This window comes from Escherichia sp. R1 (assembly GCF_003000935.1).
Taxonomy (GTDB): domain Bacteria; phylum Pseudomonadota; class Gammaproteobacteria; order Enterobacterales; family Enterobacteriaceae; genus Escherichia; species Escherichia coli.
This window is the reverse complement of the sequence record NZ_PSRU01000003.1, coordinates 244,794-265,501: the sequence shown is the minus strand read 5'-3', so window position 1 is coordinate 265,501 and position 20,708 is coordinate 244,794. Positions and strand designations below refer to the sequence as shown.

24 protein-coding genes are annotated in these 20,708 nt (G+C 49.4%); 10 read left to right on the top strand and 14 right to left on the bottom strand.

The features are described 5' to 3' along the window. Positions 1 to 290 precede the first annotated feature (290 nt). A complete protein-coding gene (mntP, locus tag C4F37_RS05855) occupies positions 291 to 857 on the top strand; it encodes a manganese efflux pump MntP (RefSeq protein WP_001773937.1) in 567 nt (188 codons plus the stop codon). Here the strand turns inward: mntP and rlmA are convergent. From rlmA to mgrB, 5 genes are all read right to left on the bottom strand, one after another. Beyond that, entirely contained in the window at positions 854 to 1,663 is an 810-nt protein-coding gene (rlmA, locus tag C4F37_RS05850; RefSeq protein ID WP_001538833.1) for a 23S rRNA (guanine(745)-N(1))-methyltransferase, read from the bottom strand. The genes mntP and rlmA overlap by 4 nt on opposite strands. Before the next feature lie 165 nt (positions 1,664 to 1,828). After that, positions 1,829 to 2,038, bottom strand: coding sequence for a transcription antiterminator/RNA stability regulator CspE (cspE, locus tag C4F37_RS05845; protein ID WP_001062678.1), 210 nt, complete (start codon positions 2,036 to 2,038; stop codon positions 1,829 to 1,831). A gap of 12 nt (positions 2,039 to 2,050) precedes the next feature. After that, entirely contained in the window at positions 2,051 to 2,194 is a 144-nt protein-coding gene (locus tag C4F37_RS05840; RefSeq protein ID WP_001295496.1) for a DUF2627 domain-containing protein, read from the bottom strand. A 669-nt stretch (positions 2,195 to 2,863) separates the two neighbouring features. Continuing rightward, positions 2,864 to 3,151 (bottom strand): YebO family protein, encoded by a 288-nt coding sequence (locus C4F37_RS05830; RefSeq protein ID WP_001006866.1) that lies wholly within the window; start codon positions 3,149 to 3,151, stop codon positions 2,864 to 2,866. A 74-nt stretch (positions 3,152 to 3,225) separates the two neighbouring features. Then, on the bottom strand, positions 3,226 to 3,369 hold the full coding sequence (mgrB, locus tag C4F37_RS05825) for a PhoP/PhoQ regulator MgrB (RefSeq protein WP_000714544.1): 144 nt from the start codon (positions 3,367 to 3,369) through the stop codon (positions 3,226 to 3,228). Between the two features lie 158 nt (positions 3,370 to 3,527). Between mgrB and C4F37_RS05820 the strand changes: the two genes are divergently transcribed. Continuing rightward, positions 3,528 to 3,767 carry a YobH family protein gene (locus C4F37_RS05820; RefSeq protein ID WP_001211011.1) on the top strand — a complete coding sequence of 80 codons (240 nt, stop codon included), beginning with the start codon at positions 3,528 to 3,530 and terminating at the stop codon, positions 3,765 to 3,767. Positions 3,768 to 3,910: 143 nt separating this feature from the next. Here the strand turns inward: C4F37_RS05820 and kdgR are convergent, their stop codons facing one another. After that, a complete protein-coding gene (gene kdgR, locus C4F37_RS05815) occupies positions 3,911 to 4,702 on the bottom strand; it encodes a DNA-binding transcriptional regulator KdgR (RefSeq protein ID WP_001262188.1) in 792 nt (263 codons plus the stop codon). Positions 4,703 to 4,878: 176 nt separating this feature from the next. Between kdgR and C4F37_RS05810 the strand changes: the two genes are divergently transcribed. Beyond that, entirely contained in the window at positions 4,879 to 6,252 is a 1,374-nt protein-coding gene (locus C4F37_RS05810; protein WP_001538834.1) for an MFS transporter, read from the top strand. A 45-nt stretch (positions 6,253 to 6,297) separates the two neighbouring features. Here the strand turns inward: C4F37_RS05810 and htpX are convergent, their stop codons facing one another. From htpX to msrC, 4 genes are all read right to left on the bottom strand, one after another. Beyond that, a complete protein-coding gene (htpX, locus tag C4F37_RS05805; RefSeq protein ID WP_000984517.1) occupies positions 6,298 to 7,179 on the bottom strand; it encodes a protease HtpX in 882 nt (293 codons plus the stop codon). 191 nt (positions 7,180 to 7,370) lie between these two features. Further along, on the bottom strand, positions 7,371 to 9,419 hold the full coding sequence (gene prc, locus C4F37_RS05800; RefSeq protein ID WP_001055794.1) for a carboxy terminal-processing peptidase: 2,049 nt from the start codon (positions 9,417 to 9,419) through the stop codon (positions 7,371 to 7,373). A 19-nt stretch (positions 9,420 to 9,438) separates the two neighbouring features. Beyond that, a complete protein-coding gene (gene proQ, locus C4F37_RS05795) occupies positions 9,439 to 10,137 on the bottom strand; it encodes an RNA chaperone ProQ (protein WP_000431376.1) in 699 nt (232 codons plus the stop codon). A gap of 96 nt (positions 10,138 to 10,233) precedes the next feature. Beyond that, the gene (msrC, locus tag C4F37_RS05790; protein WP_001029106.1) at positions 10,234 to 10,731 is read right to left on the bottom strand and encodes an L-methionine (R)-S-oxide reductase; all 498 of its coding nucleotides are present in this window, start codon (positions 10,729 to 10,731) and stop codon (positions 10,234 to 10,236) included. A gap of 129 nt (positions 10,732 to 10,860) precedes the next feature. Between msrC and yebS the strand changes: the two genes are divergently transcribed. From yebS to C4F37_RS05765, 5 genes are all read left to right on the top strand, one after another. Next, on the top strand, positions 10,861 to 12,144 hold the full coding sequence (yebS, locus tag C4F37_RS05785; RefSeq protein WP_001207279.1) for a membrane integrity lipid transport subunit YebS: 1,284 nt from the start codon (positions 10,861 to 10,863) through the stop codon (positions 12,142 to 12,144). Beyond that, the gene (gene yebT, locus C4F37_RS05780; protein WP_001298452.1) at positions 12,113 to 14,746 is read left to right on the top strand and encodes a lipid-binding membrane homeostasis protein YebT; all 2,634 of its coding nucleotides are present in this window, start codon (positions 12,113 to 12,115) and stop codon (positions 14,744 to 14,746) included. Before yebS ends, yebT begins: the two co-directional genes overlap by 32 nt. A 79-nt stretch (positions 14,747 to 14,825) precedes the next feature. Further along, the gene (gene rsmF / locus C4F37_RS05775) at positions 14,826 to 16,265 is read left to right on the top strand and encodes a 16S rRNA (cytosine(1407)-C(5))-methyltransferase RsmF (RefSeq protein ID WP_024186841.1); all 1,440 of its coding nucleotides are present in this window, start codon (positions 14,826 to 14,828) and stop codon (positions 16,263 to 16,265) included. A 118-nt stretch (positions 16,266 to 16,383) separates the two neighbouring features. After that, on the top strand, positions 16,384 to 16,620 hold the full coding sequence (locus tag C4F37_RS05770; protein ID WP_001295499.1) for a YebV family protein: 237 nt from the start codon (positions 16,384 to 16,386) through the stop codon (positions 16,618 to 16,620). A 104-nt stretch (positions 16,621 to 16,724) separates the two neighbouring features. After that, a complete protein-coding gene (locus C4F37_RS05765; protein WP_024186842.1) occupies positions 16,725 to 16,916 on the top strand; it encodes a YebW family protein in 192 nt (63 codons plus the stop codon). On the opposite strand, the gene pphA is transcribed toward C4F37_RS05765, so the two are convergent. The 4 genes from pphA to yobA form a co-directional block, all read right to left on the bottom strand. Continuing rightward, positions 16,917 to 17,573, bottom strand: a complete 657-nt coding sequence (gene pphA / locus C4F37_RS05760; RefSeq protein ID WP_000812744.1) for a protein-serine/threonine phosphatase — start codon at positions 17,571 to 17,573, stop codon at positions 16,917 to 16,919. 394 nt (positions 17,574 to 17,967) lie between these two features. Beyond that, positions 17,968 to 18,309 (bottom strand): YebY family protein, encoded by a 342-nt coding sequence (locus C4F37_RS05755; RefSeq protein ID WP_000984819.1) that lies wholly within the window; start codon positions 18,307 to 18,309, stop codon positions 17,968 to 17,970. A gap of 12 nt (positions 18,310 to 18,321) precedes the next feature. Further along, positions 18,322 to 19,194, bottom strand: coding sequence for a copper homeostasis membrane protein CopD (gene copD / locus C4F37_RS05750; RefSeq protein WP_000879311.1), 873 nt, complete (start codon positions 19,192 to 19,194; stop codon positions 18,322 to 18,324). 3 nt (positions 19,195 to 19,197) lie between these two features. Next, the gene (gene yobA, locus C4F37_RS05745) at positions 19,198 to 19,572 is read right to left on the bottom strand and encodes a CopC domain-containing protein YobA (RefSeq protein WP_000168747.1); all 375 of its coding nucleotides are present in this window, start codon (positions 19,570 to 19,572) and stop codon (positions 19,198 to 19,200) included. 138 nt (positions 19,573 to 19,710) lie between these two features. Here yobA and holE point away from each other — a divergent pair, with 138 nt between their 5' ends. Beyond that, complete coding sequence (holE, locus tag C4F37_RS05740) at positions 19,711 to 19,941, top strand: DNA polymerase III subunit theta (protein WP_000916763.1); 231 nt, start codon at positions 19,711 to 19,713, stop codon at positions 19,939 to 19,941. A gap of 101 nt (positions 19,942 to 20,042) precedes the next feature. Then, on the top strand, positions 20,043 to 20,699 hold the full coding sequence (yobB, locus tag C4F37_RS05735) for a carbon-nitrogen hydrolase family protein YobB (RefSeq protein WP_000011664.1): 657 nt from the start codon (positions 20,043 to 20,045) through the stop codon (positions 20,697 to 20,699). The last annotated feature ends 9 nt before the right edge of the window (positions 20,700 to 20,708 follow it).

Here is a 20,708-nt window from a genome sequence, read left to right as displayed (position 1 = left end):
AAAACAATAAAATAATATATTCCAACAGTTGTCTTATATTCTCAAAATATGTTAAGGTTGCGCCCTCATTTGGGGAGTAGCTGATTTCCAGATTCCGGAAATGTACGTGTCAACATACTCGTTGCAAAACGTGGCACGTACGGACTGAACACTTTCAGTCAGGCGAGACCATATGCACATCAATCGCTATGCCTGCATGAACGCGAAAACCATCGCGGCTTGTTGTTCATGTATGCATGTTTGCTGGGGGCGATGATGTGTTTTATGGATACCCCGGTCAGGACGTTGTCATGAATATCACTGCTACTGTTCTTCTTGCGTTTGGTATGTCGATGGATGCCTTTGCTGCATCAATCGGTAAAGGTGCCACCTTCCATAAACCGAAATTTTCTGAAGCATTGCGAACCGGCCTTATTTTTGGTGCCGTCGAAACCCTGACGCCGCTGATCGGCTGGGGAATGGGCATGTTAGCCAGTCGGTTTGTCCTTGAATGGAACCACTGGATTGCGTTTGTGCTGCTGATATTTCTCGGCGGGCGAATGATTATTGAGGGTTTTCGTGGCGCAGATGATGAAGATGAAGAACCGCGCCGTCGACACGGTTTCTGGTTACTGGTAACCACTGCGATTGCCACCAGCCTGGATGCCATGGCTGTGGGTGTTGGTCTTGCTTTCCTGCAGGTTAACATTATCGCGACCGCATTGGCCATTGGTTGTGCAACCTTGATTATGTCGACATTAGGGATGATGGTTGGTCGCTTTATCGGCTCAATTATTGGGAAAAAAGCGGAAATTCTCGGCGGGCTGGTACTGATCGGTATTGGCGTCCAGATCCTCTGGACGCACTTCCACGGTTAATAAGAACGCTGCCAGAGGTGAATATTAAAGTCCGTCTGGCAGTCGAACACTTCTTTTGCTGCCAGTGCTTGCCAGACTTCAGGCTTCGCACGCCAGGCAAACGGCGTCATCTGCAATAATGCGACGGCTTCATCACCGCGAAGACGCATCAGATAACACAACTCATCACTCTGCTGTAATGTAAAACCTTTCAGTTGTTCTGCATGAGGTGCATGAAGATGTACTTCATTGTAAATCAGCCCCTTCAGCTCCATTAAGTGTCTCGGTCCCGGCGTGGCAGTAATGACCCAACCGCCGGGCTTCACTACTCGCGCTAGTTCTTCTGCTTTACACGGCGCGTAAATACGTATTATGGCGTCCATACTGGTATCGGAAAACGGCAAACGGTGGCTGGAAGCAACACAAAAAGTGACCTGCGGATAGCGTTTCGCCGCCGCTTTTATCGCTACCTTCGAGACATCCAGACCAAACGTGGTGATTTCGGGCAACGCATCAGCAAATGCGTGTGTGTAATACCCTTCACCACAGCCAATATCCAGCACCGCCGCGGCCTTTGCATCAAGCCGTTCCCGCAGTTGGCCGACAATTGCATCACGCAGCGGCTGATAATGTCCGGCATCTAAGAATGCGCGGCGTGCTTGCATCATTTCCGCGCTGTCGCCCGGATCACGAGACCGTTTATGCTGAACGGGCAGCAGATTGACATACCCTTCTTTCGCCATATCAAACTGATGTCGCAGGGGACAGATATAGCTGTTTTTTTCACGCGAAAGAGGCTGATGGCAAAGTGGACAGGAAAACGACATGACAACTCCGGCAGGATACTAAAGGCCGCAAGTGTAACGCGAATCATGCGGCGGGCAAATATCCGAACGACTGGAGCGAAGATAAAACAAAGTAAAAAGCCTCGCATTCGACGAGGCTTTATAGCGAGATTGAAGCGTATTCACACTTCAGATCAGTGGATTCGATCAGATAGCTGTTACGTTAACAGCTGCCGGACCTTTCTGACCGTCCTGAATTTCGAACTCAACGTTCTGACCTTCAGCCAGAGTTTTGAAGCCATTACCCTGGATAGCGGAGAAGTGTACGAACACATCTTTGCTGCCATCAGCCGGAGTAATGAAGCCAAAACCTTTAGACTCGTTGAACCACTTAACCTGACCTTTAATCTTTGCCATTTGAAAAATTCCTTAGATTGTTTTCTTCGCCCGCAGGCATAACATAGATAAAACTGACACATTACTGCATGAGGCACCAATATAAGGCTCGGCAGAGAAGCGGTATTCAACGTCAACGTGTTTACTCAGGACTTCTTTACTGAAAATGCCACACATAAACAGAACTGTACCTCGTTTAACCCGAAATCTGTTATCACATACAACGTTAATTATGGCAAGCCATTTTTAAACATGTCTCGATCAGACGCACAAATCTCGATACGTCTTCCACTTTTTTTGCACACTTATGCAACGGAATACGCGCCGATATATCATTGTGCTTAACCTTGCCAGTTCAGGCAGATACTTAAACTGACGTATTTTCTAACATAGTTCAATAAGTTCAGTTGTTCCAGGCCAGTGGGAGAAGTTATTACATAGTGCGTGCAATATCACATTTTCTACTATGCAATGAATAAAAAGTTATATCACTTTTTCTCATAAAACAGTCAGTTAACGGCTATCAATTACCCTAAAGAGAAGTCAATCCCCAAAGGGATTGTAAATTTAAAATAAGAAAAATTGATGAATGAGCAAAAAAATCAAGAGAGAAACGTTTCGCTAATAAATAATACCACGCTTAATCACAAATCCGATGTAAACATCCTAATAAATTAATGAGGGAAATATCTTTTTCTGATATCCCGTTACGCAAATTAATAATATGATAATTATTTGAAGTCAGACCAGAGTTTTAATTTGAAGCAGCTGCACCATGACAGTGCGTATAATCAGCATGAATTGAGTAACCCTTCAACGACGGGGTTACTCAAGATTGAGGAAGGATTATCGCTCGGCGACCAGACGAATAATATCTTCGTCTTCAACCGATTTTTGACTCTCAACGGTCTTTTTATCTGCTTTCTCAGGTTCGTTTGCTTCGCACAAACGACGTAACAGTGCATTTTGACGTTTTTGCTGATCCAGCAACGCCTCAAGCAGTTCAATCTGTTCGTTAGTCCGTGAACTGGCACGATTGATAAAAAACCACAAGATGAGCCCGATAAGAAGAACCACCACCGATACAACCAAAGACGCAATGTTCATCACGCCTGAATTTACAACTTCGTTCATTTCACCACCTCTGAGTAGAGGCGCTATTCTACCACTGCTGGAGAGGAAGAAAATCTAGTGCTGAAAAAATGATATCACCACGGGATAAACTGGTTAATGGCACAAATTCCGCTGAAAAATTGTACATCCTGATCGCACATCATGTTGAATACCTGCGCCCAAAGCAGCAAGCAAGCCAACACCACGACAACCAGAGCGACCCATCGAAACTTTTTCACTCCAATCTCCGTTTCACCTACCTTATGTCATTAAACTAGCATGCGTTAGTTAAACAGCGCCTAACTATGTCGATATTCGTGCTTTTTCGGAATGAGTCGCTTGCTTCAGCGCATATTGCCGCTACGATTAAGCGAACATAAAAAGAGAAGAGGTTGTAATGCGATTCATCATTCGCACAGTTATGCTGATAGCGCTGGTATGGATAGGATTATTACTCAGCGGATATGGCGTTTTGATTGGAAGCAAAGAGAATGCCGCGGGATTAGGTTTACAATGTACCTATCTGACCGCCAGAGGCACCAGCACGGTACAATACCTGCACACTAAAAGTGGTTTTCTGGGGATAACAGATTGCCCGTTGTTACGTAAAAGCAATATTGTGGTCGATAATGGTTAAGGGTAATAAATAACCAGATTCTCACTCATGAGTAAAATATTCTTATCGCAAGTGCGTTTAATATAACGCCACCTTCAACTTTATTTTTCTCATGCTAAATAAAGAACCTGTCTGTTTGATATTCAGACAGGTTCTTACTTTCCTCAGAACGGATAGTCGTGATAACCCATTTGGGCAGAAATTTTGCGCGCCGCGGTATGCAACATTGCGACATATTCCTGTAAACGCTCTTCAGAGAAACGCAACGTCGGGAAGGAGATGCTCAGACCGGCAATGACCACGCCAAAGCGATCAAATACCGGAACCGCAATGCAACGCAGTCCTTCTTCCTGCTCTTCATTATCTTCGCCATACCCCTGCTCGCGCACCTGGTCCAGAACGGGTAATAACGCTTCTGTACTGGTGATGGTCCGCTCGGTACTGCGTTTATACTCCACGCCCTCAAGAATTTGCATCACTTCATCGCGATCGCGCCATGCCAGCAGTACCTTACCAATCGCGGTGCTGTACAGCGGATTACGACGCCCAATCCGTGAATACATGCGCAAATTGTACATTGAGTCAATTTTGTGGATGTAAACAATACTATCTTCGTCCAGTGCGCCGAGGTGGATAGTTTCTTTGGTCAGGCGGGAGATCTCACGCATCTGGATATCTGCGCTACGAATTAAATCGACGTTTTGCAACGCGCGAGCGCCCAGTTCAAACAATTTCAGGGTCAGCGAATATTTCTCCGACTCCCCTTCCTGCGCCACATAACCTAAGGTTTTCATGGTCTGTAAAAAGCGATAAACGGTGCTTTTTGACATCATGACGCGCTGCGACAACTCGGTTATCCCTATTTCGCGCTCTTCACCCAGCGCCTGCAAAATGCCAAAAACTTTTAGCACGGAAGATACAGAATCAGGCTGTTTATCCAGATCTGCGTTAGCCATTTATCACCTCATTGCGAGTGTTTTATAAAAATCAGAACTGTTTTTTATTATAATTTCGCACCAGGGTGGTCGCAATCCATCTTTTGCCGGTTAGTTACAATTCTGCGACATCCACCGTGAATATCAGTGCTAGAATCATACCCCTGTTGATTATTCACCAAAGATATAAAATTCCTATGCCAAAAGTTCAGGCCGACGGCCTGCCATTGCCCCAGCGATACTGTGCGATATTAACCATTGTGATTGGTATTTCGATGGCTGTCCTTGACGGCGCAATCGCCAACGTCGCCTTGCCAACAATCGCTACGGACCTTCATGCCACGCCGGCCAGTTCCATCTGGGTAGTGAACGCCTATCAAATCGCCATTGTCATCTCCCTGCTCTCGTTTTCGTTTCTGGGCGATATGTTTGGCTATCGACGTATTTATAAATGCGGTCTGGTCGTTTTTCTGTTGTCTTCACTGTTCTGCGCCCTTTCTGATTCGCTGCAAATGCTCACCCTTGCGCGTGTCATACAAGGTTTCGGCGGTGCAGCGTTGATGAGCGTTAATACCGCACTTATCCGCCTGATCTATCCACAACGTTTTCTGGGTAGAGGGATGGGCATAAACTCGTTTATAGTTGCCGTCTCTTCTGCTGCCGGGCCGACAATTGCTGCAGCAATCCTCTCCATCGCATCCTGGAAATGGTTATTTTTAATCAACGTACCGTTGGGTATTATCGCCCTGCTTCTGGCGATGCGTTTTCTGCCACCCAATGGTTCTCGCGCCAGTAAACCCCGTTTCGACCTGCCCAGCGCCGTGATGAACGCGTTAACCTTCGGCCTGCTTATTACTGCATTGAGTGGTTTCGCTCAGGGGCAATCACTGACATTGATTGGTGCGGAACTGGTGGTAATGGTTGTCGTTGGTATTTTCTTTATTCGCCGCCAGCTTTCTCTTCCCGTACCGCTGCTACCGGTGGATTTACTGCGTATCCCGCTGTTTTCACTTTCTATTTGCACATCTGTTTGCTCTTTCTGCGCACAAATGCTGGCAATGGTTTCCCTTCCCTTTTACCTGCAAACCGTGCTCGGGCGTAGTGAAGTCGAAACAGGTTTACTTCTGACACCGTGGCCGTTAGCAACGATGGTGATGGCTCCACTGGCAGGCTATTTGATTGAACGCGTACATGCAGGATTGCTGGGTGCTTTAGGGTTATTCATCATGGCTGCGGGGCTTTTTTCCCTGGTTCTGCTGCCCGCGTCACCTGCGGATATCAATATTATCTGGCCGATGATCTTATGTGGCGCTGGATTTGGCTTGTTCCAGTCACCCAATAACCACACCATTATTACCTCCGCTCCTCGCGAACGTAGCGGTGGAGCCAGTGGCATGTTAGGGACGGCTCGTCTTCTGGGTCAGAGTAGCGGCGCGGCTCTGGTAGCGCTGATGCTAAATCAGTTTGGTGATAATGGTACGCACGTCTCGCTGATAGCTGCGGCTATTCTGGCAGTGATTGCTGCCTGTGTCAGTGGTTTACGTATCACTCAGCCACGATCCAGGGCATAAAAAAAGCGCGTCGATCAGGACGCGCTTTTTAGTATTTACTTCATATTACTTCAGGTATTCACCCGTACGCAGAGCTTCAATACGTTTATCCAGCGGCGGGTGAGTCATGAACAACTCACTGAGCGATTTCGACTTCCCGTTAATGCAGAAAGCCATCATGCTGGTTGCTTCTTGCGGTTCATAGCTGGTTTTCAGGCGTTGCAGCGCGGCAATCATTTTCTCGCGACCAACCAGTTTTGCTGAACCCGCATCGGCGTGGAATTCACGATGACGCGAGAACCACATGGTTATAATGCTCGCCAGAATACCAAACACCAGTTCCAGAACCGTTGCAACCGCAAAGTAGATCAGCGGGTTGCCGTTGCTCTCTTCACCTTCATCACGGTTTCCGCCCATAAAACCCGCGGCAAGCTGCGCCAGAATACGGGAAATAAAGATAACGAAGGTGTTCACCACGCCCTGAATCAGCGTCATGGTGACCATATCACCATTGGCGATGTGGCTGATTTCGTGAGCAATTACCGCCTCGGCTTCATCCGGGCTCATGTTCTGCAGCAAACCGGTGCTGACAGCAACCAGAGAGGCATCACGGCGCGCACCGGTTGCAAAAGCATTGATGTCCGGCGCATGGTAGATAGCCACTTGCGGCATAGCGATCCCCGCCTGACGAGCCTGGGTTGCTACAGTATTGACCAGCCAACGTTCCCTTTCGTTACGCGGTTGCTCGATCACTTCCCCGCCAACAGATCGTAATGCCATCCATTTGGACATCAGAAGCGAAACGAAGGAACCACCAAAACCGAACAGCAAGGCCATGATCATCAGCCCCTGAACGCTGCTCGACTGTATCCCTGTCAGGCTCAGTACCAGCCCGAAAACGACCATTACGGCCAGGTTCGTTAGCAGGAAGAGCGCGATTCGCATCATAATTTTCTTTTTACCTCAGTTTAACAAAACGCAATATGCGATACCCACATCGTATGGGTTACGCGACTATTTTCAAGTCTGGATAGTGCGTAAGTCACCAGAAAGACACAACTTTACATTTTGTAGCATCTGATTTACGGCATCTTGCCGCTGTTAAAAAATCAGGCACAATTTCTTGTGCCTGATTGATATTACTTGACGGGAGCGGGTTGTTCCGCGGGTCTGGCTTTTTCAAGCTTCGCCAGATCGAGTGCGATATTCACCGTCTCATCCAGATAAGGATCTGGCTCCTGGTAATCTTTCGGTAGATCATCCAGTTTCTTCAACTCCGGTTTACCTTCGCGTTTAAAGCGTTCGTTCAAACGCGCCAGACGCGTCGCATCATCTTCATTATTCTCTTTCTCACGCACAGCGTAATTCAGAGAAACGATATTGCGCTTGTCCTTCATAGCGTTGAAGCGCGCGATATCCTTCATGATGTTCTGGAACTCAGGATCTTTCGCGATACGCGCATTATGTTCCTTCAGCAGCTCCGGTTCAAAGGCCGTTAAATCTCCTGATTTCACATAAGTCGCGGCATCAATGCTATCCCACGGCAGCGCGTTATCTTCGAATTTCTCACCCGTTTCCGTTTCTTCATTACCCGTCGGCATGATGATGTCTGGCGTTACGCCTTTACGTTGCGTACTGCCGCCGTTAACGCGATAGAATTTCTGGATCGTGTACTGCACAGAACCCAGCGCTGGCCATTCAGGACGTAACATCTGATCGTAAATACGGTTCAATGAACGGTACTGCTGAACGGTGCCTTTACCAAATGTCGGTTCACCCACAACCAGGGCACGACCGTAATCCTGCATTGCCGCGGCAAAGATTTCTGAAGCCGAAGCACTGAAGCGGTCAACCAGCACCACCAGCGGGCCTTTATAGAAGACCTGTCCGTCGGTGTCGCTGTCTTCACGAACCTTGCCGTTGTTATCGCGGACCTGAACAATCGGGCCGGATGGAATGAACAGACCGGAGAGCGATACGGCTTCAGTCAACGCCCCACCACCATTGCTACGCAGGTCGATAATCACACTGCTGACATTCTGTTTTTCCAGTTTCTGCAATTGCACTTTGACATCGTCTGTCAAACCTACATAGAAGCCCGGAATATCCAGCACGCCGACTTTCTCTTTACCGACGGTCTTCACCGACATTTTAACCGCGCGGTCTTCGAGACGAATACGTTCACGGGTCAACGTTACCGTACGGGTCTTGGTCCCTTTACCAGCAGGTAAAATTTCCAGACGAACTTTACTGCCCTTAGGCCCTTTAATTAAGGCCACCACATCATCAAGACGCCAGCCAATCACGTCAACCATCGGCTTGCCTGTTTGACCAACACCGACAATTTTGTCACCAACGCTGATAGCTTTGCTCTTCGCTGCCGGACCTCCTGCCACCATCGAATTGATAACGGTGTAGTCATCATCCATTTGCAGCACTGCGCCAATACCTTCCAGCGACAAACTCATTTCAGTGTTGAACTGTTCGGTATTACGCGGGGAAAGATAGTTGGTATGCGGGTCGATTTCACGCGCAAACGCCGTCATTGCCAGCGAGAAAACATCTTCGCTGTTGGTTTGCGCCAGACGACGAATGGCAAATTTGTAGCGGCGAGTCAGGGTTTCACGAATTTCCTTATCCGTTTTTCCTGTCAGCTTCAGGCTTAACTCGTCGAATTTGACTTTACTGTCCCACAGCGCGTTCAACTCAGCCTCGTTTTTCGGCCAGGGCGCTTTGCTGCGGTCAAGGTTATAAGTGTCGTTGCCGGTGAAATCCATCGGCTTTTCCAGTACCGACAAAGCGTACTGGTAACGTTCAAAACGGCGCTTTTGCGCCAGATTGTAGAGATCGTAGAAAACGTCGAGTTTACCTGAACGCAGTTCATCGCCTAACTCAGTTTTCTTTTTCGCGAACTGTTCAACATCGCTTGCCAGCAGCACATTGTGGCTGTAATCGAGCAGATTCAGGTAGCGGTCAAAGATTTTGGCCGAAAATGCCTGATCGAGGTCGAACTGGCGATAATGAGAACGGGTGAAGCGCGACGTTACGCGCTCACTCACCGTCGCATGCTGCGTCTCTTCCTTTAATACCGGAATTTGATCAGCACGCGTGATATCTTCTACAGCGAAGGTCTGGCCTGCTATTGCAAGCAGGCCAGCTAACGCGGTAAGCCTAAAAAACATGTTCATGCCTGGCCCGGCCTCCGTTTCAGAACACCAGGTGTTCTGCGCGCACAATCAAAGACATACCCGAATTCAGCTGGACGCGGACGCCGTCTTTGGTGATTTCTAATACGGTGGCATCCATCGCGTTTTGACCCGCTTTCACCTTCAGGGCTTGTCCGACAGTCAGAGCTGAAATGTCAGAAACCGGGGTGTGCTGTTCTTCGCGAGGTGCTTTTACTGTTTTTGGCGCTTTCTCTACCGGCTTTTGCGAACGAGGTTTACGTTCAGCGCCTTCTTTGCGGCGTGGCGTGGTCGGACGTGGCTTGCGTTCGCGGCGCGGTGCGTCTTCTTTCTCACCAGCAGCTGCGGCAGCTTCGCGTTTTTTCGCTTGCTGTTCAGCACGCTGTGCCTGAACACGCGCTTTCGCTTCTTCAAGCTGCTTGCGAGCATGCTCGACATGTTGCTCGTCCAGCTCACCGCATGGGTTGCCGTCAAGATCGACACGTGTTGCACCGGGTTTAACACCGTAAAGATAACGCCAGCTCGAAGTGTAGAGACGTAAAGCGGATCGCAATTGCGTTTTGCTCAGGTTCATTTCCCCGGCAACACGATCGACCAAATCCTGAAAAATACCGATTTTCAGCGGACGCGCTTCACCTTCCGCACTGAAACAGTGGGGAAAACGTTCGGCCAGAAACGCGATTACTTCTTTACTGCTATTCAACTTAGGTTGATTTTCCATGAAATTTCCTGATTACAACGGACGTAGCCAACAAGCGCAGGCATGAACAGGCGTCATTATAATGACGCTATCAGTAAATGCTACGTTATCCGTTGATTATCCTGCGACGCTCGCAAAGAATTTTTTGTAATCCGTCGTTGCAAGCACTTTTTCAAGCTGTGCCACAAGCTGACGTAAGCCTTGCTCGTCCTCGTCTGTAAAGCGACCGAAGACGGTACTATCGATGTCGAGAACACCAATAATCTGATTTTTCACCACCAGCGGCAGAACAATTTCAGAATTACTCGCCGCATCACAGGCAATATGCCCGTCAAACGCGTGAACATCCTCGATACGCTGCACTTGATTGCGGGCAACCGCAGTGCCGCATACACCGCGCCCAACGGGTATCCGGACACAGGCAATTTTGCCCTGAAATGGTCCGAGCACCAGTGTATCGTCCTCAAGCAAATAAAAACCTGCCCAGTTTACGTCAGTGAGACGCTCATATAACAACGCACTGGTGTTCGCAAGCGTTGCCAGAAAACTGGTTTCTCCCGCCATCAGCGCGTTAAAGTCGCGATTTAAATCCGCGTAAAATTCTGCTTTGTTCATTATATAATCACTTGGTTGTCTTACCTGGAACTGCCAGCCTATTAAAATAAGCATTAAATGCGTTAATGCTCAAGATCATTCCCATCATGGGTTAAGATTAATGTTAATTCTTATTACATTTGGCACGTCATGGCTCTTAACACACCACAAATTACGCCGACAAAGAAGATAACAGTGAGGGCTATCGGCGAGGAACTGCCGCGTGGTGATTACCAACGTTGCCCGCAATGTGACATGCTGTTTAGCCTGCCCGAGATAAATTCTCATCAAAGTGCCTATTGTCCGCGCTGTCAGGCAAAAATTCGTGACGGGCGCGACTGGTCGCTAACGCGCCTGGCGGCAATGGCCTTCACCATGCTGTTGCTTATGCCGTTTGCCTGGGGCGAACCGCTGTTGCATATCTGGCTGTTAGGCATTCGTATTGACGCCAACGTTATGCAAGGCATCTGGCAAATGACCAAACAGGGCGATGCGATAACGGGGGCGATGGTCTTTTTCTGCGTTATCGGTGCCCCCCTCATTCTGGTGACCTCCATAGCTTATTTATGGTTTGGTAACCGATTGGGAATGAATTTACGCCCGGTACTGCTGATGCTTGAGCGGCTGAAAGAGTGGGTGATGCTGGATATCTACCTGGTCGGCATTGGCGTTGCTTCTATAAAGGTACAGGATTATGCCCATATCCAGGCGGGTGTCGGCTTGTTCTCTTTTGTGGCGTTGGTGATTTTAACGACGGTGACGTTGTCACATCTTAATGTTGAAGAACTGTGGGAGCGATTTTATCCGCAGCGCCCCGCTACGCGTAGGGACGAGAAACTCCGTGTCTGTCTTGGGTGCCATTTTACCGGCTATCCTGATCAGCGTGGTCGCTGCCCGCGTTGCCATATCCCGCTACGCCTGCGTCGCCGTCATAGTCTGCAAAAATGCTGGGCGGCGCTGTTAGCGTCAATCGTTTTGTTGTTACCTGCCAACCTGTTGCCTATCTCTATCATTTATCTGAATGGTGGTCGGCAGGAAGATACGATTCTTTCCGGAATTATGTCGCTGGCAAGTAGCAACATTGCAGTTGCGGGAATCGTGTTTATCGCCAGTATTCTGGTACCGTTTACTAAAGTGATCGTCATGTTCACTTTACTGTTGAGTATTCATTTTAAATGCCAGCAAGGTTTACGCACACGCATTCTGTTACTGCGGATGGTGACCTGGATTGGTCGCTGGTCGATGCTCGACCTGTTTGTCATATCTTTAACCATGTCGCTGATTAATCGCGATCAGATCCTCGCTTTTACTATGGGACCGGCTGCGTTTTATTTCGGCGCAGCGGTAATTTTGACTATTCTTGCTGTGGAATGGCTGGACAGCCGCTTACTTTGGGATGCACATGAGTCAGGAAACGCCCGCTTCGACGACTGAAGCGCAGATTAAAAATAAACGCCGTATCTCACCTTTCTGGCTGCTGCCGTTCATCGCGCTAATGATTGCTGGTTGGCTGATTTGGGACAGTTATCAGGACCGGGGCAATACTGTCACCATCGACTTTATGTCGGCGGATGGTATTGTTCCAGGCCGTACGCCTGTTCGTTATCAGGGCGTTGAAGTTGGAACAGTGCAGGATATCAGCCTCAGCGACGATCTTCGTAAGATTGAAGTCAAGGTCAGCATCAAGTCCGATATGAAAGATGCGCTGCGCGAAGAGACACAGTTCTGGTTGGTGACGCCAAAGGCCTCGTTGGCAGGTGTCTCCGGGCTGGACGCCCTCGTCGGTGGTAATTATATCGGCATGATGCCGGGTAAAGGTAAAGAGCAGGATCACTTTGTCGCACTCGACACCCAACCGAAATATCGGCTGGACAATGGCGATCTGATGATCCACCTGCAAGCCCCCGATCTCGGTTCACTGAGCAGTGGTTCATTGGTCTATTTCCGCAAGATCCCGGTGGGTAAAGTCTACGACTATGCCATCAATCCCAACAAGCAAGGCGTGGTGATTGATGTCCTGATCGAGCGGCGTTTTACCGATCTGGTGAAAAAAGGTAGCCGTTTCTGGAACGTTTCCGGCGTTGATGCCAACGTCAGTATCAGTGGCGCGAAGGTGAAACTGGAAAGTCTGGCGGCACTGGTTAACGGTGCGATTGCCTTCGATTCACCTGAAGAGTCGAAACCTGCCGAAGCGGAAGATACCTTTGGTCTGTATGAAGACCTGGCCCATAGCCAACGTGGCGTAATAATAAAACTGGAACTGCCAGGCGGTGCCGGATTAACCGCCGACTCGACGCCGTTAATGTATCAGGGGCTGGAAGTCGGACAGCTGACTAAACTGGATTTAAATCCTGGTGGTAAAGTCACTGGGGAAATGACCGTTGATCCCAGCGTCGTCACCCTGCTTCGTGAAAATACCCGCATCGAATTACGCAACCCGAAATTATCCCTTAGCGATGCCAATCTCAGCGCCCTGCTGACCGGAAAAACCTTTGAGTTGGTGCCCGGCGATGGCGAGCCACGCAAAGAGTTTGTTGTTGTGCCAGGCGAAAAAGCCCTGCTGCAAGAGCCGGATGTTCTGACACTGACCCTGACAGCACCAGAAAGTTACGGTATTGATGCTGGTCAGCCGCTCATTCTTCACGGCGTGCAGGTAGGCCAGGTTATCGATCGTAAACTCACCAGCAAAGGCGTCACCTTTACCGTCGCCATCGAGCCTCAGCATCGCGAACTGGTAAAAGGCGATAGCAAATTTGTCGTCAACAGCCGTGTCGACGTGAAGGTGGGGCTGGATGGCGTTGAGTTTCTCGGTGCCAGCGCCTCAGAATGGATCAATGGCGGAATACGTATTCTGCCGGGCGATAAAGGCGAGATGAAAGCCAGCTATCCACTGTATGCCAATCTGGAAAAAGCGCTGGAGAACAGCCTTAGCGATTTACCCACCACAACCGTGAGTTTGAGTGCAGAGACGCTGCCGGATGTGCAGGCAGGATCGGTAGTGCTGTACCGTAAATTTGAAGTTGGTGAAGTTATTACTGTGCGTCCGCGAGCTAACGCGTTTGATATCGATCTGCATATTAAGCCGGAGTATCGCAACCTTCTGACCAGCAACAGCGTGTTCTGGGCAGAAGGTGGGGCGAAAGTTCAGCTGAATGGTAGTGGTCTGACTGTACAGGCATCCCCGCTCTCCAGAGCATTAAAGGGGGCTATTAGCTTCGATAACCTCAGCGGTGCCAGCGCCAGTCAGCGTAAAGGCGACAAGCGTATTCTGTATGCTTCCGAAACAGCGGCCCGTGCGGTTGGCGGGCAAATTACGCTTCACGCTTTCGATGCCGGAAAACTGGCGGTCGGGATGCCAATTCGCTATCTCGGTATTGATATCGGGCAAATCCAGACGCTGGATCTGATTACCGCGCGCAATGAAGTACAGGCAAAGGCGGTGCTCTATCCGGAATATGTCCAGACCTTTGCTCGCGGTGGTACGCGCTTCTCAGTGGTCACACCGCAAATTTCGGCAGCTGGCGTTGAGCATCTTGATACTATCCTCCAGCCGTATATCAACGTCGAACCAGGCCGGGGCAATCCTCGCCGCGACTTTGAATTACAAGAGGCCACCATTACTGATTCGCGTTACCTGGATGGCTTAAGCATTATTGTTGAAGCGCCGGAAGCCGGTTCGTTAGGTATCGGTACACCGGTGCTGTTCCGTGGTCTGGAAGTAGGTACGGTTACCGGAATGACGCTGGGGACATTGTCAGATCGCGTGATGATTGCGATGCGCATCAGTAAACGCTATCAACACCTGGTGCGTAACAATTCCGTCTTCTGGTTGGCATCGGGTTACAGTCTGGACTTTGGTCTGACGGGCGGCGTAGTGAAAACCGGTACCTTTAACCAGTTTATCCGTGGCGGCATCGCCTTCGCCACGCCTCCGGGTACGCCACTGGCACCGAAAGCCCAGGAAGGCAAGCACTTCCTGTTGCAGGAAAGTGAACCGAAAGAGTGGCGTGAATGGGGAACTGCGCTTCCCAAATAATGCCCACTGCTCCGGCGTGCCTGCGCCGGAGCGTTTATGCTAAACTGCGCGCCTGTTTTTTTGCCAGTGGTATATGCTCGTGGCCCAACACACCGTTTATTTCCCGGACGCCTTTCTGACACAAATGCGCGAAGCGATGCCTTCGACGCTCTCTTTTGATGATTTTCTTGCCGCCTGTCAGCGCCCGTTGCGCCGCAGCATTCGCGTTAATACGCTGAAAACCTCCGTTGCTGATTTCCTGCAATTAACTGCTCCTTATGGCTGGACGCTTACGCCAATTCCGTGGTGTGAAGAAGGTTTCTGGATTGAACGCGACAATGAAGATGCATTGCCGTTGGGTAGTACCGCCGAGCATTTAAGCGGCCTGTTTTATATTCAGGAAGCCAGTTCAATGTTGCCTGTTGCCGCCTTGTTTGCTGACGGTAATGCACCACAGCGGGTGATGGATGTCGCTGCTGCACCAGGTTCCAAAACGACGCAAATTGCTGCGCGGATGAATAACGAAGGGGCAATCCTTGCCAATGAGTTTTCCGCCAGTCGGGTAAAAGTGTTACATGCCAATATCAGCCGCTGTGGCATCAGTAATGTTGCGCTCACGCATTTTGATGGCCGCGTATTTGGTGCGGCAGTGCCAGAAATGTTCGATGCCATTTTGCTGGACGCTCCCTGCTCCGGCGAAGGCGTGGTGCGTAAAGATCCCGATGCGCTAAAAAACTGGTCACCAGAAAGCAATCAGGAAATCGCAGCGACCCAACGAGAGCTGATCGACAGCGCCTTTCATGCATTACGTCCTGGCGGTACGCTGGTTTACTCGACCTGTACCTTAAACCGGGAAGAAAACGAAGCCGTTTGCCTGTGGCTGAAAGAGACTTATCCCGACGCAGTAGAGTTTTTACCGCTTGGCGATCTCTTCCCTGGTGCAAACAAGGCGCTGACCGAGGAAGGCTTTTTGCATGTTTTCCCACAAATTTACGACTGCGAAGGCTTCTTCGTTGCTCGTCTGCGTAAAACTCAGGCGATTCCCGCCTTACCCACCCCAAAATACAAAGTGGGCAATTTCCCGTTCAGCCCGGTGAAAGATCGCGAAGCCGGACAAATTCGTCAGGCGGCTGCAAGTGTTGGCTTAAACTGGGATGAAAACCTGCGACTCTGGCAGCGTGACAAAGAACTGTGGTTGTTCCCGGTGGGCATTGAAGCCCTGATCGGTAAAGTCCGATTTTCTCGCTTGGGGATTAAACTTGCCGAAACGCACAACAAAGGTTATCGCTGGCAGCATGAAGCCGTTATTGCCCTTGCCTCCCCCGACAATGTGAACGCTTTTGAACTGACACCGCAGGAAGCGGAGGAGTGGTATCGCGGGCGCGATGTATACCCGCATGCCGCGCCAGTGGCGGATGATGTATTGGTTACCTTCCAGCATCAGCCGATTGGTTTAGCCAAACGGATTGGTTCACGACTGAAAAACAGCTACCCGCGTGAACTGGTGCGCGACGGGAAACTTTTTACCGGTAACGCCTGACAGCGCACAAAAAAAAGCGCACTTTTTGACTGGCACATTCAACTGCCTCAACTAGGCTGAAAAATGGTGCGATCGGACTGGTCGTACCACAACCGGCAGCTAAATGGAGAGCACGAAGATGAAAACCAGTGTGCGCATAGGCGCTTTTGAAATCGACGACGGCGAATTACACGGCGAATCGCCGGGTGATCGAACGTTAACCATTCCTTGTAAATCAGACCCCGATTTATGTATGCAACTGGATGCCTGGGATGCTGAAACCAGTATCCCTGCCCTGCTAAATGGCGAACACTCTGTCCTTTACCGTACCCGTTACGATCAACAATCTGATGCCTGGATTATGCGTCTTGCCTGATCCAAAAAGAACCCGTCGGCATGGCGGGTTATTTGTCCTGGTTATTCCCCCGTTGTAAAATCTCTCCTAAACTTAACGGTACGGCACCACACTTCGGGGATGAAATGTTCGCGCTGGTACTTTTTGTTTGCTACCTGGATGGCGGTTGTGAAGATATTGTTGTGGATATCTACAACACGGAACAGCAGTGTCTCTATTCTATGAGCGATCAACTGATCCGTCATGGCGGTTGTTTTCCGATTGAGGATTTTATAGATGGTTTCTGGCGACCTGCACAGGAGTACGGTGATTTTTAATTATTGCAATTGCACAAGAGTCAGTTCTCCCCCAAAGACAGCACCGGTATCAATATAATGCAGGTTGCCAATATCCACGCGATGGCGCAAAGGTGTATGACCAAACCAGAAATGATCAGCACCTGCAATTCCCTGCCCTTTTTGGTGTTCACCTAATCGCGAGCGGCTCCACAAGATCTGATGCAAATCGACGTCCTTTTGCCATTCATAAACATCATCTGGATAATCGGCATGAGCAATAACATGTTTGCCGGTGCGACTGTGTACTTCAAGAATAAAGGGCAAATGCTGACATTTTTCCAGCGCCGTTTTCGCTTGTTTCTGGTGATTATCTGCCAGCGCAATAAACCAGTCGCCGCCATTCATCAACCATAAAGACATCTGCCGGGATGCCAGCGCATCCATCGCCATCTGTTCATGATTGCCTCTTACCGCACGAACCCAATGTTGTTCCAGTAACTGCAGGCAACGTAAACTTTGCGGCCCACGATCGATAACGTCTCCCACTGAGATAAGTAAATCTCGCCACGGATCAAAACGACAATGCCATAATTTGCGGCGCAACTGCTCAAGACAACCGTGTATATCGCCTGAAAGCCAGATATGTCGCCATTGATGACCCGCAATTCTCTGATAAACGGGCGCAGGCTGTTTCATCAATATTTTCCTCCCGCGCTAAAGATCACATAATCTTAACAAGAATGTTAAAAAACGCTGGACTCAGACAGTAGAGTGTGTGTTATGGTTGACTATAAAGTCAGCGAAGGGAATGCTTCTGGCTTTTAACAGATAAAAAGAGACCGAACACGATTCCTGTATTCGGTCCAGGGAAATGGCTCTTGGGAGAGAGCCGTGCGCTAAAAGTTGGCATTAATGCAGGCTTAGTTGCCTTGCTCTTTAAGAATAGATGACGACGCCAGGTTTTCCAGTTTGCGTGCAAAATGGTCAATAAAAAGCGTGGTGGTCATCAGCTTAAATGTTAAAAACCGCCCGTTCTGGTGAAAGAACTGAGGCGGTTTTTTATTGGAAATCAAAAGGCTATTTTAGGTAATTAACAGAGTTTTTCAGCTCGCTCTATAAACGGTGCCAGACTCATTTTTTCGCCGGGATTGTTAGGATCATCAATCTGAATCACCGAAATGGGTTGGGCTTTAGTCTTCCCACTGGCAACTTCCTTTTGTGCGATATCGTTTAAAGGATACTGCACGAGGGTACTTGGGTTAATGACATACAAAGCATTACCCGGTCGGCAAGTCAGCATCACCTCTTCGCGATTAAACGCCCATTTGTCTTTACCCACTTCAAAACGGCTGACGGTAATCACCTGCGGTGCCGCCAGCGCAGCTGCAGAACTGGTGAGTAACAGAAACGCCAGAATACTTTTTCTCATCATTTTCGTAATCCATCAAAAAGGTTCGAGAGTCGCAAGCAGGCTGATGATCACCAGCACTACCGCACCTATCGCCCATTCGAGTTTAGTCATCCAGACAAACCAGGGAGCCGCACGATCTTCATCCTGCCTCATGCGCGGTACAAGAACATAACGATTAGCCAGCGCGATGACCACCATAATCATCACCAGGATGGCTTTGAGCAATAAGAGTTGGCCCCAGTAAGTCGTAAGCGTGGGGGGAAATCCGGTAATCAACAATGCATTAAGCACGCCGCTTGCCAGTACGCCGATCACCGCAAAATGCCCGCACCAGGAAAAACGCATCAGCGCCTGAATAGCCTGGTGTCGCCAACGGCCTTTGATGAGTTGCATACACCAGAGCACCGGCAGTAATCCCCCAAACCACGCCGCCGCACAGATCAGGTGAATTGCGTGATTAGTCTGATGGATTTTCGCCGTTACCCCTTCATTCAACGTCGCATGCCCGACTCCCGCCAGCAGAATAAATTGCGCGGTAGTGAGCATAAACAGCAAACGTGGCATATTCCGCGGTTGCATAAGGGCGACGATCAACGTTACGAGGGCGAGAACAATTTGCCATAACCAGACGCCACCAAACTGCGTTTGCAAAACAGCCAACCAAATGTTTGGCGAAAATACATCTGACCATCCCGCTCCCATCAACCCGCCCTGAACGGCGAGCATTGCAGTGGCACTGATCAAACTCCAGACGGCAGCGTGCTGTTGTAAACGCAGAAAACGCTTCGTCAGCAAGCGACGAATCGTTAAGGGGGCCAGCCAGGCACCGTACATTGCGAAGCCAAAAACCAGCATCAGCGAGGTGAAATGGATAAATCGCAGCGCGATCCAGGTAAACGCCAGCATGATTTATTTCACACTAAAGGTGTAATGTCCTTTCGTTTTATGCCCATCCACCGAAACAACATGCCAGTCAACGGTGTAGGTTCCGGGTTTCAGCGAATCGGCCAGTGGAACAATCAGTTGCTTTTGGTCCTGCTCATTCCGCTTCGCCGGTAATGTTTTAATATTTTCGTTTTTTGGCCCCGTGATTTTTGCACCACTGAATCCTGTTTCAACGCCTTCCGAGAAGTTTAAAGTGATTGCCTGCGGAGCTGCTGTCACTTGTGCATTTGCCGCAGGATACTGATGCGTTAAATGCGCATGTGCCCAGACGGAAGGTGTCACCAACGAAGTGGTCAGGATTGCCAGCGCGTAGCGAAGGGAGCGTGCAGTTGAAGCCATATTATCTATTCCTTTTTGTAATAACTTTTTTACAGAGCATAACCTTGTCTAATGTCTGAGTCGAGGATCATCAATTCCGGCTTGCCATCAAGGCTCACTCTTAGTAACTTTTGCCCGCGAATGATGAGGAGATTAAGAATGCTGAAGAATCTGGCTAAACTGGATCAAACAGAAATGGATAAAGTGAATGTCGATTTGGCGGCGGCAGGGGTGGCATTTAAAGAACGCTACAATATGCCAGTGATCGCTGAAGCGGTTGAACGTGAACAGCCTGAACATTTGCGCAGCTGGTTTCGCGAGCGGCTTATCGCCCACCGTTTGGCTTCGGTCAATCTGTCACGTTTACCTTACGAGCCCAAACTTAAATAAAACTTATACATAGTTACACTTTCTTACATAACGCCTGCTAAATTATGAGTATTTTCTAAACCGCCCCCATAATTTGCAGTCATTTTGAAAAGGAAGTCATTATGTCGTTCTGGAAAGTTGCAGCAGCGCAATATGAGCCTCGTAAAACCTCACTCACCGAACAGGTAGCTCATCATCTGGAGTTTGTGAGGGCCGCCGCCAGGCAACAATGTCAGCTGTTAGTTTTTCCATCGCTTTCTTTACTGGGGTGTGATTATTCGCGACGTGCCCTTCCTGCCCCACCCGATCTCTCGCTATTAGACCCGCTTTGTTATGCCGCAACGACCTGGCGAATGACCATCATTGCCGGCCTTCCCGTTGAATATAACGATCGCTTTATTCGTGGAATTGCGGTATTCGCACCGTGGCGAAAAACGCCAGGGATCTACCATCAGAGTTATGGTGCATGTCTGGGCCGTCGTTCCAGAACCATCACGGTGGTCGATGAACAACCGCAAGGTATGGATATGGACCCGACCTGTTCACTGTTTACGACAGGGCAATGTCTGGGAGAACCCGACCTGCTGGCGTCGGCCCGTCGCTTACAATTTTTTTCACATCAGTACTCGATTGCTGTGCTGATGGCAAATGCCCGTGGTAACAGTGCACTATGGGATGAACATGGTCGTCTCATCGTTCGCGCCGATCGTGGTTCATTATTGTTAGTCGGTCAGCGTTCATCACAGGGTTGGCAAGGCGATATCATTCCATTACGCTAGGCTTTTTCG